Annotated in this window: 10 protein-coding genes and 1 pseudogene; all 11 read right to left on the bottom strand. The window is 70.8% G+C overall.

The genetic code is table 11. The annotated features are described in order from the left end of the window. Positions 1-4: 4 nt before the first annotated feature. The 11 genes and pseudogenes from xfp to D9C15_RS12340 all read right to left on the bottom strand — a co-directional run bounded on the left by xfp (position 5) and on the right by D9C15_RS12340 (position 15,079). Positions 5-2,434, bottom strand: a complete 2,430-nt coding sequence (xfp, locus tag D9C15_RS12390; protein ID WP_127997736.1) for a phosphoketolase Xfp — start codon at positions 2,432-2,434, stop codon at positions 5-7. Positions 2,435-2,438: 4 nt separating this feature from the next. Continuing rightward, positions 2,439-3,206, bottom strand: coding sequence for an outer membrane lipoprotein-sorting protein (locus tag D9C15_RS12385; protein WP_240668384.1), 768 nt, complete (start codon positions 3,204-3,206; stop codon positions 2,439-2,441). Next, entirely contained in the window at positions 3,203-5,116 is a 1,914-nt protein-coding gene (ftsH, locus tag D9C15_RS12380; RefSeq protein ID WP_445669283.1) for an ATP-dependent zinc metalloprotease FtsH, read from the bottom strand. Before ftsH ends, D9C15_RS12385 begins: the two co-directional genes overlap by 4 nt. A gap of 24 nt (positions 5,117-5,140) precedes the next feature. Continuing rightward, complete coding sequence (locus tag D9C15_RS12375; protein WP_127997734.1) at positions 5,141-5,359, bottom strand: hypothetical protein; 219 nt, start codon at positions 5,357-5,359, stop codon at positions 5,141-5,143. A 14-nt stretch (positions 5,360-5,373) separates the two neighbouring features. Further along, positions 5,374-7,725, bottom strand: a pseudogene (locus tag D9C15_RS12370) (heavy metal translocating P-type ATPase); the annotation flags it as partial. Between the two features lie 97 nt (positions 7,726-7,822). Further along, positions 7,823-8,959 (bottom strand): MFS transporter, encoded by a 1,137-nt coding sequence (locus D9C15_RS12365; protein WP_259372601.1) that lies wholly within the window; start codon positions 8,957-8,959, stop codon positions 7,823-7,825. Between the two features lie 91 nt (positions 8,960-9,050). Beyond that, on the bottom strand, positions 9,051-10,370 hold the full coding sequence (locus D9C15_RS12360; protein WP_127997732.1) for a class I SAM-dependent methyltransferase: 1,320 nt from the start codon (positions 10,368-10,370) through the stop codon (positions 9,051-9,053). 12 nt (positions 10,371-10,382) lie between these two features. After that, positions 10,383-11,534 carry a thymidine phosphorylase gene (locus tag D9C15_RS12355; RefSeq protein ID WP_127997731.1) on the bottom strand — a complete coding sequence of 384 codons (1,152 nt, stop codon included), beginning with the start codon at positions 11,532-11,534 and terminating at the stop codon, positions 10,383-10,385. Next, entirely contained in the window at positions 11,531-11,995 is a 465-nt protein-coding gene (locus tag D9C15_RS12350) for a MerR family transcriptional regulator (RefSeq protein WP_127997730.1), read from the bottom strand. Before D9C15_RS12350 ends, D9C15_RS12355 begins: the two co-directional genes overlap by 4 nt. 107 nt (positions 11,996-12,102) lie before the next feature. After that, positions 12,103-13,287 (bottom strand): thiolase family protein, encoded by a 1,185-nt coding sequence (locus D9C15_RS12345; protein WP_127997729.1) that lies wholly within the window; start codon positions 13,285-13,287, stop codon positions 12,103-12,105. Positions 13,288-13,306: 19 nt separating this feature from the next. Next, the gene (locus tag D9C15_RS12340; RefSeq protein ID WP_127997728.1) at positions 13,307-15,079 is read right to left on the bottom strand and encodes an acetate/propionate family kinase; all 1,773 of its coding nucleotides are present in this window, start codon (positions 15,077-15,079) and stop codon (positions 13,307-13,309) included. Position 15,080: the final 1 nt, after the last annotated feature.

Raw genomic sequence — 15,080 nt, 5'->3', positions numbered from 1 at the left:
GGTTTCATGCCGCCGTCATCACGGTTTGCGGATCGCCGAGCCCGCGAACAGCGGCCAACTCGTCGGCGCCGAGCACGCCCGCCGGATCAATGCCCAGGGCGTCCGACGCCTCGGCCGCCACGTGCGCCCACGTGCAGCGGTTCGCGAACAGCATGCCAGCGACATCCAGCGTACCGCCGCGGGCGACATAGCCCAGCGCGCGGGTCCGCTGCGGCCCGGTGTCGATCCGGCGAAGCACGCCGAGCGTCGGTTCCGGTCGCATGTGAGAAACGAGGACGCGCACCGCGGCCGCCGCTGGGAACAGTTGCTGCAACGTTGCATCGCCCGCCACGAAGGCGCGCTCGCGCTCGTCGCGTGGCGTCCGGAAACGGCCGGGCTCGACAAGGCAGGTCACCGCGGTGCGATGCCCGGCGGCATCGAGGCGTTCGGCTGCCAGCAGCGCTTGCTGCAGCTGGTACGCGCCGATCGCGATCAGCAGCACCGTCGGTGCCTCGCAGGCTTTCACCACGCATGCGCCTTCTTCGACCAGGCGCTGCGCCTGCTCGCCAGTCAGTCGGTTCGCCATCGGCCGCTTCGGCACGACAAGCGTCCAGAACTGGCCGTGGGTGCCGTAGGCGGCACGCAGCGCGGCAGCGGCGCTGTTCGCATCGAGCGGGAACAGCACGCGCGCGGTGTCGGACATCTCGCCCAGCAGCGCCTCCACCAGCGTCGGGTCCTGGTGCGACTGCTCGTTCTTGCCGTTCTCCCAGGTGTGCGAGGTGGCCACCGTGACGACAGAGAGCCAGCCCGGCGGAGTGCCCGCCTCCGCCTGGTGGCGGGCGAACAGGATCTCCTGGCGCAGCGCGCCGAGCATCTTGACGGCGAAGGCTTCGTACGAGACGACGAGATTGATGCCACCCTTGTTGCCGAGCGCCGCGCTGACCACCGCCTCCTCGTTGAGCGCGGTGATCACCGCGCCGTCCACTGCCTCCGCCAGGTCGGGCTCGGGCACGAAGACGCGGTGCTTCAGCAGGTCCAGGGTCTCCCCCATCCGGTTGCTGCGCAGTTCGTCGGGGTTGCCGACACGCGGCCGCAACTGGGGGTTCGCCTGCACGATGGCGGCGAAGGCGGCGTCCAGCGCGCCCATCGGGGACACCTGGCCCGCGCCGACAGAGTGCCATTTTGCTGCCGGCAACGTGGGTGCGTCGACCTGTCGGTGCGCCAGAGGGTGGTCCCGCTCGAGCGGGCGCCGCTGGTCATGGTGATGGCAGAGCGCGGCAAGCGCCTCGTCGAGTTCAGCGGGCGGCACGAACAGCGCGCGGGCGCCTTCGTTGAACTGCTGCCGCGCGAACGGCTCGGCGTGCGGGTTGCCCGCCAGCGGCAGGTTGTGAGCCGCATTGGTCCCCGCTCCGGGAAAGCCGAAGCCCTTTGGCGCCTCGGCGATGGTGTAGTGCAGCGGCACCGGATACTGGATAGTCCCGCTGGCGACCGCCGCCGCGCAGGCCGCGAGCCGCTCCTCCATGGCGTGCACCGCCCACGCGAAGGCGGCCGGGTCGGTGCCGTCGATCTCCATCGGGTCGAAGCCGTTCAGGCGCAGGTGCTGCTGGAACCACTCCTGGCCGCCCTGCTGCTGCATCGTGCTGCGCTGCTCGATGCGACGTCCGTTGAGGATCATGAACGGGGCCACGAAACCGCAGTCCTCGGCGCGCCACCAGCGCGGTGCCCAGTCGCTGCCGCGCTGCTCCTCGAAGGCGCCGTCGCTGAGGAACACGACCAGGCGCTCGCCCGGCAGCGGCATGTGCACGTACTGCAGTTCCGCGAAACCGAGGTAGCCGCCCTCGGACAGGCCGCCGGCGGTGTTGGGGCCCACGTGGCTGCCCAGCGGCGACGCCGGCCGACCCTCCGCGTCGATCGCGTAGCTGTAGAAGTCGCGCGCGAAGCGCGTCAGGCCCGCCTCGCTGCGGTCGTAGCGTTCGACGTGGCGCGGCGTCATGTTGCCCGCCAGCAGGTTGCAGGCGTCGATGCCCGCCACGCAATGCCCCTGCCCCATCAGCCAGCCGCGCGTCAGGCCGCCGAGCGCGTTCGCGGCAAGATAGCCGACGTAGGCCGGCACGATGTTCAGCGAGCCGCCGGTGTGGCCTTCGGGCGTCTCCTTGAAGTCCTCGGCCACCATCTCGCGCCCGTCGGGGTAGACCCGGTCGGCGTACGTCATGTGCACGGTCAGCCACATGCCGGCCGCGGCGAGCCGGTCCGCGGCCCACAGCGTGCGGTAGACGCTCGCCGTGTCGCTCGCCTTGCCGCCGGCGACCAGAACCTGTGCGAGGTCGTGCACGCGCAATTGAGTGAGGTCGTTGTGCACGATGGGTCCGAACCCGCGCGCCCAGCGCGCGAAGTCGGCATCGGACTCGCGGAACAGCCGCACGCGCTCGGCGACCCAGGGAAGCTTGTGGTTCATGGTTTCATCGCTTCTGCAGGTTGCGCTGGCTGAAGATCTCGTCGTCCAACGGCCGGTCGAACACGGCGTCTTTCAGCACCACCGTGGTCGAGTTGCCGGGCTTGGCGTCGGGCCGCATCTCCCAGCGCGTCGGCAGGTCCCGCCCGCCGACCTTGCGCACATCGGAGAACGCCAGCACGCGCACGCGCTCGCCGCGCTCGCTGAAGAACTCCTGCTTCAGCGGCATCGTGTCGGCGCGCCGCACCCAGTAGACGATGCGCCCCCAGACCACCGCCGCGTCGGGTTTCGGCACAGCCTCGACCTGCACGACCGCCTCGCTATCGAGCTGCACCGTGGCGAGCACCTTGTGCGTGTAGTCGTCGAGGATGCTGCTCTCCTTGACGAGGTCGTCGTTCGTGAAATCCGAGCCCATCCACGGCTGCAGCATCATCGACGGTGGAATCTTGACGATGCGCTCGACGTTGGGCAGGTAGTTCCACATCTCGGTGCCGATGCGCAGCGAGCCGATCCCGGCCTCCTTGGCAGGCGACAGGATGCGCACGAACGAGCGCCGCGGCCGGTCCATCCACAGGCGCAGGCCGAGCGTGCGCTGCCAGCGCGGCGTGGCGATCGTCATCTCGTACTCCCCCTGCACCGTCCGGCCCCACAGCAGCTTCTCGACCTTGTCGAGGATCTCGCGCCCCTCCGGCGGCTGGGCACGAACGCCCGGGGTGGCGAGCGCGGCGAGCGGGACCGCGGCGGCGAGACGAAGCAGAACGCGACGCGTATTCACGAGGCACCGTCCACCGGCGGCAGCGCCACGGCGGCCACGCGCAGCTGAGCCGGAGCGGCGGTCGACGCCATCAGGCCGTCCAGCATCGCCCGGTCCACCACCTCCTTTTCGAGCAGCAACGCGGCCAGCGCTTCGAGCGTCGCGCGGTGCGTCCCCAGCGTTTGCGCCACACGTTCGCGCGCCTCGTCGAGCAGCCGGCGCACCTCGCCGTCGATCGCCTCGGCGGTGCGCTCGCTGAAGGTGCGTGGCTCGGGCAACATCGGGCCGTTCAGGTACAGCGGCCTGGGCCGCGCGTCATAGGTCGCCAGGCCAAGCGCCTCGCTCATGCCGTAGTGCGTGACCATGTGGCGCGCCAGGTCGGTGGCGCGCTGCAGGTCGTTCTCCGCGCCGGTCGATACGTCCTCGAACACCAGCTGCTCGGCCACGCGCCCAGCCAGCAGCACGTCGAGCCGATCGAGCAGCTCGCTGCGACGCATCAGGTAGCGGTCCTCGGTCGGCGACTGCTGGGTGTAGCCCAGCGCCGCGATGCCACGCGGGATGATCGACACCTTGGTCACGCGGTCGGCGTTCTTGCGCATCTCGGCGACCAGGGCGTGGCCGGCCTCGTGGTAGGCGACGAACCTGCGCTCGGTCGGGTTCATCACCCGGTTCTTCTTCTCGAGGCCGGCGACGATGCGGTCCAGCGCTTCCTCGAAGTCCTGCATGTCCACCGCGTCCTTGCCGCGCTTGGCGGCCCGCAGCGTCGCCTCGTTGACCAGGTTGGCCAGGTCGGCACCAGCGAAGCCGGGCGTGCGCGCCGCGAGCACGGCAAGGTCGACAGCCGGCGCCAGCTTGACGTTCTTCACGTGCACTTCCAGGATCTGCCGCCGTCCGATCAGGTCGGGCCGGTCGATTGCGACGTGCCTGTCGAAGCGCCCTGGCCGCAGCAGCGCAGGATCGAGCACCTCGGGCCGGTTCGTCGCGGCGAGGATGATCACGCCGCGGTTGGTGTCGAAGCCGTCCATCTCGGCGAGCAGCTGGTTCAGCGTCTGCTCGTGCTCCTCGTGGCCGCCGGACAGGCCGACGCCGCGCGCCTTGCCGAGCGCGTCGATCTCGTCGATGAAGACGATGCATGGCGCCTTGGCCGCCGCCTGCTCGAACAGGTCGCGCACGCGCGCCGCGCCGACGCCGACGAACATCTCGACGAACTCCGAGCCGCTGAGCGACAGGAAGGGCACGCCGGCCTCGCCGGCCACCGCCTTGGCCAGCAGCGTCTTGCCGGTGCCGGGTGCACCGACGATCAGCACGCCCTTGGGGATCTTGCCGCCCAGGCGCTTGTACCGATCCGGGTTCTTGAGGAACTCGACGACCTCCATGAGTTCCTCGCGCGCCTCGTCGATACCCGCGACGTCCTTGAACGTGACGCCGGTCTCGGTCTGCATGTAGACCTTGGCCTTGCTCTTGCCGATCTCCAGCATGCCGTGCCCCATGCCGCCGCCGCCCATGCGCTTCATCAAGAACCACCAGATGCCGAAGAACACCAGCGCCGGCGCGACCCACGAGATCAGCGCGCCGAGCCACTTGCTCTCGCGCACGCTGCCATAGCGCACCTTCGCCGCGTCGAGCTGGGCCACCAGGCCCGGGTCGTTGACCAGTACCGTCGCGAAGCCGTGCTCGCCGCCGGCGCGCTTGAGCGCCTCGAGCTTCTCCTTCGGCAGGATCTGCTCCAGCCCTTCGGCACGCAGCTTGCCGGTCGCAATGCCGTCAGCGATCACCACGTTGTCGAGCTTGCCGGCCACGAGCGCCTGCTTGAACTCGCTGTACGTCAGGGTCTGCGTGTGCCGTGGGGTGAAGAACTCCTGCATCAGGATCAGGCCCACCAGGGCGGCCAGCACGTACCAGAGCGAGAACGTCTGTTTCTTGTCCATCAACAACACTCCTCCAGGGAATCGGGGTCAGGTGCCGGGACGCCTGCGTGATCGTCGCTCGTCGAGGGCGACCTGGATGGCACCCCACAGGATCAGCACCGGACACACGAGCATGACGGCGGCCAGCAGCGCACTCCACCAGCTGAAGCCGAAGGACCACAGCACCGCCGCGGCGAGCACCACGGCGAGGATCGGACACAACCACATCCAGCGATTGGCGAACTCGGGCCACTTGACGAGTCTCATGGCAACCTCCGTCGTCATTGCAGGCGTGCCCGCTTGAGCAGCGCCGAGTTGACAATCACCGACACCGAGGACAACGCCATCGCCGCGGCAGCGATGATCGGGTTGAGCAGCCCGAAGGCGGCGATCGGCACGCCGACCGCGTTGTAGATGAAGGCCCAGAAAAGGTTGCGCTTGATCGTGCGCATGGTCGCCCGCGAGAGCCGGATGCCGGTCACCACGTCGCGCACGTCGCTGCGCACGAGAATGATGCCGCCGGTCTCCTTGGCCACATCCGAGCCCGACCCGATCGCGATGCCGATGTCCGCGGTCGCCAGCGCCGGGGCGTCGTTGACGCCGTCGCCGACCATCGCGACCACCTTGCCGGCCTGCTGCAGTTCCTTGATCACGCGCGCCTTTTCGGAGGGCAGCACGTCGGCGATCACCCGGTCGATCTCCAGCGCGCGGCCAATCGCCGCCGCGGTGCGGGCGTTGTCCCCGGTCAGCATCACGACCTCGACGCCTTCGGCGCGCAGCGACCGCACCGCCTCGCGCGCCTCCGGCTTGATCGTGTCGGCGACCGCGATGACTGCGGCGAGTTCTCGGTCGCAGGCGAGCAGCATCGCCGTCTTGCCGTCCGCCTGGAAGCGCTCCATGTCCGCACCGACCTGGGTCACGTCGACGCCCTCGCGTTCCATCAGCCGGCGGTTGCCGAACAGCACGGCGCGCCCCTCGACCTGGCCGCGCACACCGTGGCCCGGCACGGCCTCGAAGCCCTGCACCGAACAAGGCGCGATGCCGGTCTCCCTGGCGCTGCGGAGGATGGCCTCGGCCAGCGGATGCTCGGAGCCGGCCTCCAGGCTGGCTGCGAGGCGCAGCGCCTGGTCGTGGTCGCAGTGCCCGCAGGGCTGCAGATCGGTCAGCGCCGGCTCGCCGCGGGTCAGCGTCCCGGTCTTGTCGAACACGACGGTGGTGAGCCGCTCGGCCTTCTCGAGGATCTCGCCACCGCGAATCAGGATGCCGGCCTGCGCGCCGCGGCCCACGCCCACCATCAGCGCCGCCGGGGTGGCAATGCCGAGCGCGCAGGGACAGGCGATGATGAGGACCGCGATGAACGCGAGCAGGCCCTGCGGGAAGTTGCCGGCCAGCCACCAGAGCGCGAACGCGAGGATCGCCGTGCCCACCACCGCCGGCACGAAGTAGCGCGTCACCTGGTCGGCGATGCGCTGGATCGGCGCACTGCTGGTCTGGGCGTCCTCGACCATCTTGACGATCTGTGCGAGTGCCGTCTCGGCGCCGATGCGCGTGGCCTGGAAGCGGAAGCTGCCGGTGCGGTTCAGCGTGCCGCCGATCACCGCCGCACCGGCCTGCTTGTCGACCGGCATCGACTCGCCGGTGAGCATCGACTCGTCCACCGACGAGGCGCCCTCGAGCACCACGCCGTCGGTCGCGATGCGTTGGCCCGGCCGCACGACGATCGTCTCGCCCACCATCACCTGCTCGGCCGGGATCTCGATCTCCTCACCGCCGCGCAGCACGTGGGCGGTCGCGGGCTTGAGGTCGAGGAGCTTGCGCACCGCCGCCGAGGAGTGCTTCTTGATGATCTCCTCCATGTACTTGCCCAGCAGCACGAAGGCGATGATCACCGCCGAGACCTCGAAGTAGACGTCGCGCTCCTCGACCTTCACCGGCAGCACGGACGGGAAGAACAGCACCGCGACGCTGTAGAAGTAGGCCACCGAGGTGCCGAGCGCGATCAGCAGGTCCATGTTGATGGACCGGTTGCGCAGCGCATTGAAGGCGCCGACATAGAAGCCCCAGCCGCCGACGAACTGCACCGGCGTCACCAGCAGGAACAGCCACACGCCCCAGGTGAACCAGGGCAGCGCCGGGATCGGCACCCAGGTCAGCAGCGTCGCGCCGGTGGCCAGCGCGATGAAGGCGCCGGCGCGCATGATCGCCAGCGCCAGCACGCCGGTCAGCGCGATGGTGACCCGCGTGCGCATCGACTTGAGCTCGGCCTCGGGCGACTCGAAGATGCGCTGGCAGCCGGCGCTGCAGAAGTAGTAGCTGCGCCCGCCACGGTCGGTGCGCAGCGCGGTCGCATTGTCGACCACCATGCCGCACACCGGGTCCTTCGCCTGGCCGGACTCGTCGCGTCGCAGCACGGTCTGCAGAGGGCGGCCTGCTGCATGCATGTCCTCGGCGACGGCGGTCGGATTAGCCGCAGGCGCGGCTTCGGATGCCCGCGCGGGAGTGCCGACGTAGCGCGGCGGATCGCGCTGGAACTCACCCAGACAGTGCCCAGAGCAGAACAGGTAGGTGCGCCCGCCGTGTTCGGCGCGCCCCGCCGCCTTGGCCGGATCCACGGTCATTCCGCACACTGGGTCGACCGAAGCGGTGGCCGACGCCGCGCGTCCGTCGTGAAGCACTGCCTGAGTCATGTCCTTCTCCTGATCGATGCGTGGAGGGGGTATGCGGTGGGCGTCATGGGGTGCGGCGCGCGGCGCCCTTCCATGCCGCCGCGCCGGCCGCGAGAGCGGTCAGCCCGCCTGCGATGAGGAACGGCAGCGGCGGTGCCAGCGCGAACAGGCTTCCCGTGGCTGCGGCACCGACCGCCTGCCCGAGGTTGGCCGCCGCGGCCTGCCGGCCCATCGCCCAGCCCTGGCGCGCGCCGGCCGCACTCGAGATGCGCACGGCCAGCGAGGGGATGAGCACGCCGATGCCTGCCGCCGCCAGCACAAACGCCACGGCGGTCACGAAGCCCCCGTTCGGGACGGCCAGCAGACCGAGACCGGTCGACAGCACCAGGAGCGCGGCGACGACGAGCCGCGGTTCGCCCAGCCTGCGTTCCAGGCGCGGCAGGGCCCAGAACTGCACGGCGATCATCACGCCGCTGCACAGCGCGAAGTACGCCGACACCGGCAACGTGCCTGCCGCAGGCGCGCGGCGCGCCGCCAAGGTCACGCCGACCTCGGCGACCGTGATCGCCAGCACGACGACGGCCGTCAACAGCAGCGAGCGGGCGATGCGCCGCTCGTCGCCGGACACCGCACCGCCCGGCGCAGGCAGCATGGCCTGGTTGGGTGGCAGCTTGAGCACGCCTGCGGCCGCCAGCACCCCAACGACAGCGACCACGTCCAGCGGCAGCGTGGCGAACGCGCCATTGCCACCGACTGCGCGTATCGGAGCAGCCAGCCCGTCGCCGAGTGCCGGCCCGAGCAGGAAGCCCAGCGCGGTGGCCGAGGCGATCCAGGCGAAGCGGCGCTGCAAGCGGGGCGGCGCGGACGCGGTGACGATGTAGGCGAACACCGCGGGGAGCACCGCCGCCGACGTCAGGCCGGCGATCGCACGCGCCGCATAGAGCCCGCGCATCGAGAGGGGCAAGGTCAAGGCCCACAGTGCCGTGCTCGACCCGGCCAGCCCGGCAGCGAGCACCCAGCGGCGGTCGATCCGATCCGCGAGCGCTCCCCAGGCGGGCGCGAACAGGAACAGCGCGAGCGTGTACACGCCGGTGATCCAGCCCGTGTGGCTGTCCACGTCGGCCGCCGAGCCGACCCCTGCGCGCTCCACCAGCCCTGGCAGCAGCGGCAGTGTCACGCCGTAGGCCATCGACACCGCCATCCCGGCTGCGAGCAGCGCCGCGAAGGCGCCGGCTGCCAGTTCCCCTCGCGGGCCAGCCGCCAACGACAGGGAAGGCGACGACCATGACCGCTCACCCACGGTAGACATCGCGGCGGGTCAGCGGGACCGGCCACGCTCCGCCAGCGCGCTTCGAGGCGACGATCTGGTAGATGCCCGTGCCTCCTGACTCGAACTCGAGCGCACAAGCCGCCATGTAGAGCCGCCAGACGCGGTAGGTCGGCTCGTCGACTTCCCGCAGCGCCTCGTCGCGGCGTGCCTCCAGCCGCTGCACCCAGTGCCGCAGCGTCAGCGCGTAGTGCGGCCGCAGACCTTCGACATCGTGGATCTCGAAGCCGGCCCGCTCCATCCCGAGCTGGATGTTGCTGACGCAGTCGAGCTCGCCGTCCGGAAACACGTAGCGATTGATGAACTCGGTCGCGACGGTCCGGTTCCAGCCCTCCTCGTCATGGGTGATCCCATGGTTGAGGAACAGCCCGCCCGGCCGCAGCACGTGCTGGACCGCGGCGTAGTAGGCCGGCAGGTTCGCCAGGCCGACATGCTCGAACATGCCGACGCTGGACACCTTGTCGTAGACCGCAACGCCGTCGAGGTCGCGGTAGTCGCGGAGCTCGACCGTGACGAGATCCTGCAGCCCTTCGGCCCGGATGCGCTCGCGTGCGTATTCGAGCTGCCGCTGGCTGAGCGTGATGCCGTGCGCGCGCACGCCGTGGTGGCGCGCCGCCCAGCACACGAGCGCGCCCCAGCCGCAGCCGATGTCGAGCAGGCGCTCGCCGGGCTGCAGGCGCAGCTTGCGGCAGATGTGCTCCAGCTTGTTGCGCTGGGCCTGCTCGAGCGAGTCGTCGGCGGCCTCGAAGTAGGCACAGGAATAGACCCGCTCGGCATCCAGCCACAAGCCGTAGAACGCGTTGGACACGTCGTAGTGGAAGGAGTTCGCCGCCCGGTCGGTCTGGCGTGAATGGCGATGCGCGAACCGCCGGGCCATGCGCGAGGCCAGTCCCCCGACCGGCTTCAGGGCGTCCTGCTCGGACACCCGCAGCATCAACGCGTCACGCCACAGCGCCAGCTTGTCGCGCCAGGTCAGCGAGACTGCCTCGAAGTGGTCCTTCAATGCCAGTGCGCTGTACAGATCGCCTTCGACATCGATCACACCGCGGAAGTAGGCGTCGGCCAGCAACAGCGGATCGGGCCGCAGCACGAGGCGGCGCAGCAGCCCGGGGTCGCGGATCACGAGCGTGTACTCGGGGTGGGTCTCGAGCTCGTGCAGGATCGCATCGCCCAGCCTCAGCGCCGGTGGCCGTTCGATGCCCGCCAGCAAGCGGCGCAGGATGCGCAGCGCCGGAGCGTGCAGGTCCGGCGGCAGGGGCCGAGCGAGCGTGGTCGAGTGGTCCATCGGCAGGTCCCTTCAGTGCATGTCTTGTGGTTCGGTCAGGGTCGCGGTAGACACGTCGTCGACGGAAATCATCGGTGCGCGCCGCAGCTCGTCCGTCACGGCCGTGAGGCACTGCCGGCTCGCTGCGTGGACGGTGAACAGCGACTGGCCCCGGTGCACCCGATCGCCGATCCGGGCATGCAGCACGACGCCGGCGCCGGCTCCTTGCGGTGCGCCAGCCAGCACCGCAAGGAGCCGCACATGCGCGCCGTCCAGGGATCTCACGTGGCCAGCGTGTTCGGCCGTGATGGTTTCGGCGATCGGCGCCAGCGTCGGCTCATGCATTCCACCCTGGGCCTCGCACAGGGCCTGGAAGCGCGCCCATGCAGCGCCGCTGTCGAGCAGTCGCCAGGCGTCGAGCTCGCCATGTCCGGGTCGGCTCGCGCCGCACATCTCGAGCAACTGGCCGGCTTCGGCCAGCGCGTGCATGCGCAGGTCGACCGGCGCCGCCGCGGCGCCGCGCAGCACGGCCAACACGTCCAGCGCCTCGGGTGCCGGACCGATGCCCAGACCCACCGGCTGCGTGCCGGCCAAACGGGCGACGCGAACCTGCACGCCGACCGTTGCGCCCACGGCCCTGAACAGTGCTTGCAGGCGATGGAAGCGATCGTCGTCGGGCACGCCGGTACCTCGTCCGACCGCCACGTTGACGAGCAGGCTCCCCACGCCGGCAGCCACCCGGCGCGACAGTGCCGACGCCACGAGGCGGGCGTCATCCGCCGTGGGACTCCACGGCACGTTCGTTGCCACACCCGCGGCGTCCGCGCGGGCGACGCACACGCCCACGCGCGAGGTGATGCTGGCCGCAGTCGCACGATCGAGTTCCACCCCGGTCAGCGTCGCCATCGCGTCGGCGCTGCTCCAAGCCCCCGTGCCGGACCGCAGCGAGAAGTGCGGCATCGTCGCGCCCGCTGCAGCCACGATCGCTGCAACGATCGGCGTCGTCCGGTGCCCGGGGATCCGGTCCAGGCCGTGCCGATCAACGATTCGGGTCGACTCCCAGACAAGTGCCCGACTCGCTTCGGCCGTCCAGGCGCGCGCGAGGGCGATGGCCTGCCGGACCGCCGGGTCGCTGTACGGCTCCGAAGTCCAGAGCTCGTGGGTCGGGCCGGCGGCTTGGTTCATCCCTCGCTCCTTCGCCGCGCGGAGGCTCCGCGGTCGCGTCGCGCGGCCGAAGCCGGGTCCTGCGCGAACCCCTCGATGAGGCCACACACCGAGTGGCCGTCGGGCACGCCATCGGGACGCCGCTTCCAGTCGGCCACCGCCCGCTGCATGCGCCGATGCAGGCGCAGGGCGGCGTCCAGCTGACGACCCTGCTCCGCGAGGCGATGGTCGAGCAAGGTGCGCGCACGCGGACACGGCAGTTCGCCGCGTTGCCCCATCTCGACGAGTTCGCCAGCGTCCCTGAGCGTGAAACCCAGCGCCAGCGCGCCGCGGATGAAGCGCACGCGCGCGACACTGCGCTCCGAGAACGTGCGGTAGCCGTTCTCGGTCCGGCCGTCCGCTTCCACCAGGCCGACCCGCAGATAGTGGCGCAGCGTGTCGGTGGTCACGCCGGCCTGCCGCGCGCACTCGATTAATCGCATCGCATTTCTCCGTCGCCGCAGGGCCGCGTCAACTCCCGGGCAGCGAGTCTCGACCCGGGTGCTGCACATGGGTCAAGTCCCTGCGTGACCGGGCCGGCTTGCATTGCTCAGATCCGCTCGAGCGCCAGCGCAACGGCCTGGCCGCCGCCGATGCACAGCGTCACGATGCCGCGGCGCAGGCCGTCGCGCTGCATCGCGTACAGCAGCCGGGTGGCGAGGACCGCTCCGGTCGCTCCGATCGGATGCCCGTGCGCGATGGCGCCGCCCTCGACATTGACTACGTCCTCGGCGAAACCGAGTTCGCGCTGGCAGGCCAGCGCGATGGCCGCGAAGGCCTCGTTGATCTCGACCCGGTCGACATCCCCGATCGTCCAGCCGGCACGCTCGAGCGCCTGGCGCACGGCCGGCAGCGGCCCGAGCCCGAAGAAGTTCGGGTCCACGGCGCCGATGCCGAAAGCCGCCAGGCGCGCCTGCGGCTGCATCCCCTGGCGCTCGGCCCAGCCGCGCTCGGCCACCACCATCGCGGCCGCGCCACTGTTGAGCCCTGGCGCATTGCCCGCGGTGATCGTGCCCTCCTTGCGGAAGGCGGGCTTGAGCCGCGCCAGCGACTCCACCGTGGTGTCGGGCCGGTTGTGCTCGTCGCGCGCAAACGGCACCGGCCCCTTGCGACCGGGCACCTGCAGGGTGACGATCTCGGCGTCGAACCGGCCGGCAGCTTGCGCGGCCGAGAACGCATGCTGGGAGCGCAGCGCCCAGCGGTCCTGGTCCTCCCGGGAAATGCCGCAACGGATCACCAGGTCCTCGGTGTGCCAGCCGGCATGCTGCCCGCTGACAGCGTCGTGCAGTCCGTCCAGCAGCATGCTGTCGAACAGCGTCACGTCGCCCATGCGCGCGCCCCAGCGCCCCTGCGGCAGCAGGTAGGGCGCGCGGTCCATGTTCTCCATGCCGCCGGCCACCGCGCAGTCGATCATGCCGGCGGCCACCTCGAGCGCTGCGCTGACAACGGCTTGCGCCCCGGATCCGCAGACGCGGTTGACCGTCAGCGCGGGCACTTCGACGGGCAGCCCCGCCGCGAGACCCGCCTGGCGTGCTGGGTTCATCCGGTTGCCGGCTTGGATGACGTTGCCCATCACGAGCGACTGCACCTTGGACCCGGCGAGGCCGTTGCGCAGCAGCGTCTCGCGGATCACGGCGGCGCCGAGCTCGCTGGCGGGTACATCCTTGAGCGCGCCGCCGTAGGTGCCGATGGGGGTGCGGACGGCGCCGCAGAGGACGACTTCGTGGGTAGCCATGGATCTCTCCTTTCGTGGATCAATGCGCGTGCAATGGCGCATGGTTCTGGTGGTCGGCCTGGGCGCAGACGCGGGCCGTGCACTCGCTTCGCTGCAGCACGCCCTCGCCGACGGATTGCAGCCCGGCCGCGTTGGCCTCGTCGGTATCGAGGTGCAGTTCGAGCACCGCGCCGTCGTCGACACGCAGGGCGACATGGCGCAGCACCGTGCCGCGCGGCGTGTCGAGCGCGACCTCGATCTCGCCACGGTCTCCGACGCCGAGCCACCGGGCATCGGCGCTCGTCAGGTGCAGGTGGCGGCGCGCGACGATCAAACCCGTGCTGCGCAAGGTCCCGGCCGGCCCCGCCAGCGTGACCTCGGCGCTGCCCGCGAGATCGCCGGACAGGCGCAGCGGCGCCTCGATGCCGAGCCGGATGGCCTCGGTGCGGCTGACCTCGATCTGGTTGGCCGCTCGGCAGGGCCCGACGACGCGCACGCGCTCGATCCGGCCGCGCTCGCCGATCACGGAAACCGTTTCCTCGGCGGCGAAGAAGCCGGGCTGGCTGAGCGGTTGCAGCACGCGCAGCGCGTGGCCGGCGCCGAACAGGGTCTCGACGGCGGCCTGCGTGAGGTGCACGTGGTGAGCCGAGATCGCCACCGGCATCGAGAAGTCCTGCCGCGACGCGGGGCGCTCGGCGTGGCGCAGCACCGCCGCGGTCTCGCGGGCGATGACCCACTGCTCGCGCGCCCGCACCGCCAGCACCGCCACCTGCGAGCGCGGTGCCTGCAGTTCGGCGACCGCCGCACCGGACGCGCCGAAGGACTCGTTGCGGTCTTCGTCGAGACGCACGCCGAGGAACTCCAGGCCCTCCAGGATGCGCCGTCGCAGCGCGGCAGAGTTCTCCCCTGCTCCGCCGGTGAAGGCGACGGCGTCGCAGCCGCCCATCGCCGCGGCGTAGGCCCCGATGTACTTGCGAACCCGGTAGGAGTGAACCTGCAGCGCCGTCCGGGCGCCGGCATGCCCCTGGTGCGCCCGGGCCTCGATCTCGCGCAGGTCCGGGCCGATGCCAGACAGCGCCATCAATCCACTGTCGTGGTACAGCGCCGCTTCGATCTGCGCCGGGTCGAGTCCGAGCGTCCGCGCGACGAACGCCGGCACGCCGGGGTCCAGATCGCCGCTGCGCGTGCCCATCACGAGCCCCTCCAGCGCCGTCATTCCCATCGAGGTGTCGATGGACCGGCCGCGGTCGATCGCGCAGACGCTCGCACCGTTGCCGAGGTGGCAGCTGACGATGCGCAGATCCTCAGGAGCCCGTTCCAGCGCACCGCTCACCGCTTCGAGCACGTGCCGATGCGAAAGGCCATGAAAGCCGTAGCGGCGCACGCCGGCGTCGCGCCAGGCCTGCGGCACCGCATAGAGCGACGCCTGCTCGGGCATGCCGGCATGGAACGCGGTGTCGAACACCGCCACCTGCGGCAGGCCCGGCCAGCGCTCGCGCGCCAGGCGGATGCCGGCCAGCGCGACCGGGTTGTGCTGGGGCGCCAGCGGGGCGGCCTGTTCGATCTCGCGCTCGGTGTCCGCGTCGACGAGCACGGCCTCACTCAGGCGGAGTCCGCCGTGCGCGACACGATGGCCGACGGCGTCGATCGCCGGCATGCCGGCATCCCGCAGTCGGCGCTCGATCTCGTCGAACGCCGCCGCATCGACCGCGGGGCGTTCGATCGTCGCCTCCATCAGCGGCGTGGCCGACACCGGGTCGAAGACGCCGAACTTGAGCGTCGCGCTGCCGGCGTTGAGCGAGAGGATGTGCATG

Origin of the sequence: Piscinibacter defluvii (genome assembly GCF_004011805.1) — a bacterium.
GTDB classification, from domain to species: Bacteria; Pseudomonadota; Gammaproteobacteria; order Burkholderiales; family Burkholderiaceae_C; genus Piscinibacter; species Piscinibacter defluvii.
The sequence above is the reverse complement of the archived record's forward strand: the minus strand, read 5'-3'. Positions and strand labels throughout refer to the sequence as shown.

Bases quoted from the DNA above. Each gene is read 5' to 3' on its own strand.
- xfp (WP_127997736.1), bottom strand. From the start codon at position 2,434: ATGAACCACAAGCTTCCCTGGGTCGCCGAGCGCGTGCGGCTGTTCCGC.
- D9C15_RS12375 (WP_127997734.1), bottom strand. From the start codon at position 5,359: ATGAGACTCGTCAAGTGGCCCGAGTTCGCCAATCGCTGGATGTGGTTG.
- D9C15_RS12365 (WP_259372601.1), bottom strand. From the start codon at position 8,959: ATGGCGGTGTCGATGGCCTACGGCGTGACACTGCCGCTGCTGCCAGGG.
- D9C15_RS12360 (WP_127997732.1), bottom strand. From the start codon at position 10,370: ATGGACCACTCGACCACGCTCGCTCGGCCCCTGCCGCCGGACCTGCAC.
- D9C15_RS12355 (WP_127997731.1), bottom strand. From the start codon at position 11,534: ATGAACCAAGCCGCCGGCCCGACCCACGAGCTCTGGACTTCGGAGCCG.
- D9C15_RS12350 (WP_127997730.1), bottom strand. From the start codon at position 11,995: ATGCGATTAATCGAGTGCGCGCGGCAGGCCGGCGTGACCACCGACACG.
- D9C15_RS12345 (WP_127997729.1), bottom strand. From the start codon at position 13,287: ATGGCTACCCACGAAGTCGTCCTCTGCGGCGCCGTCCGCACCCCCATC.
- D9C15_RS12340 (WP_127997728.1), bottom strand. From the start codon at position 15,079: ATGCACATCCTCTCGCTCAACGCCGGCAGCGCGACGCTCAAGTTCGGC.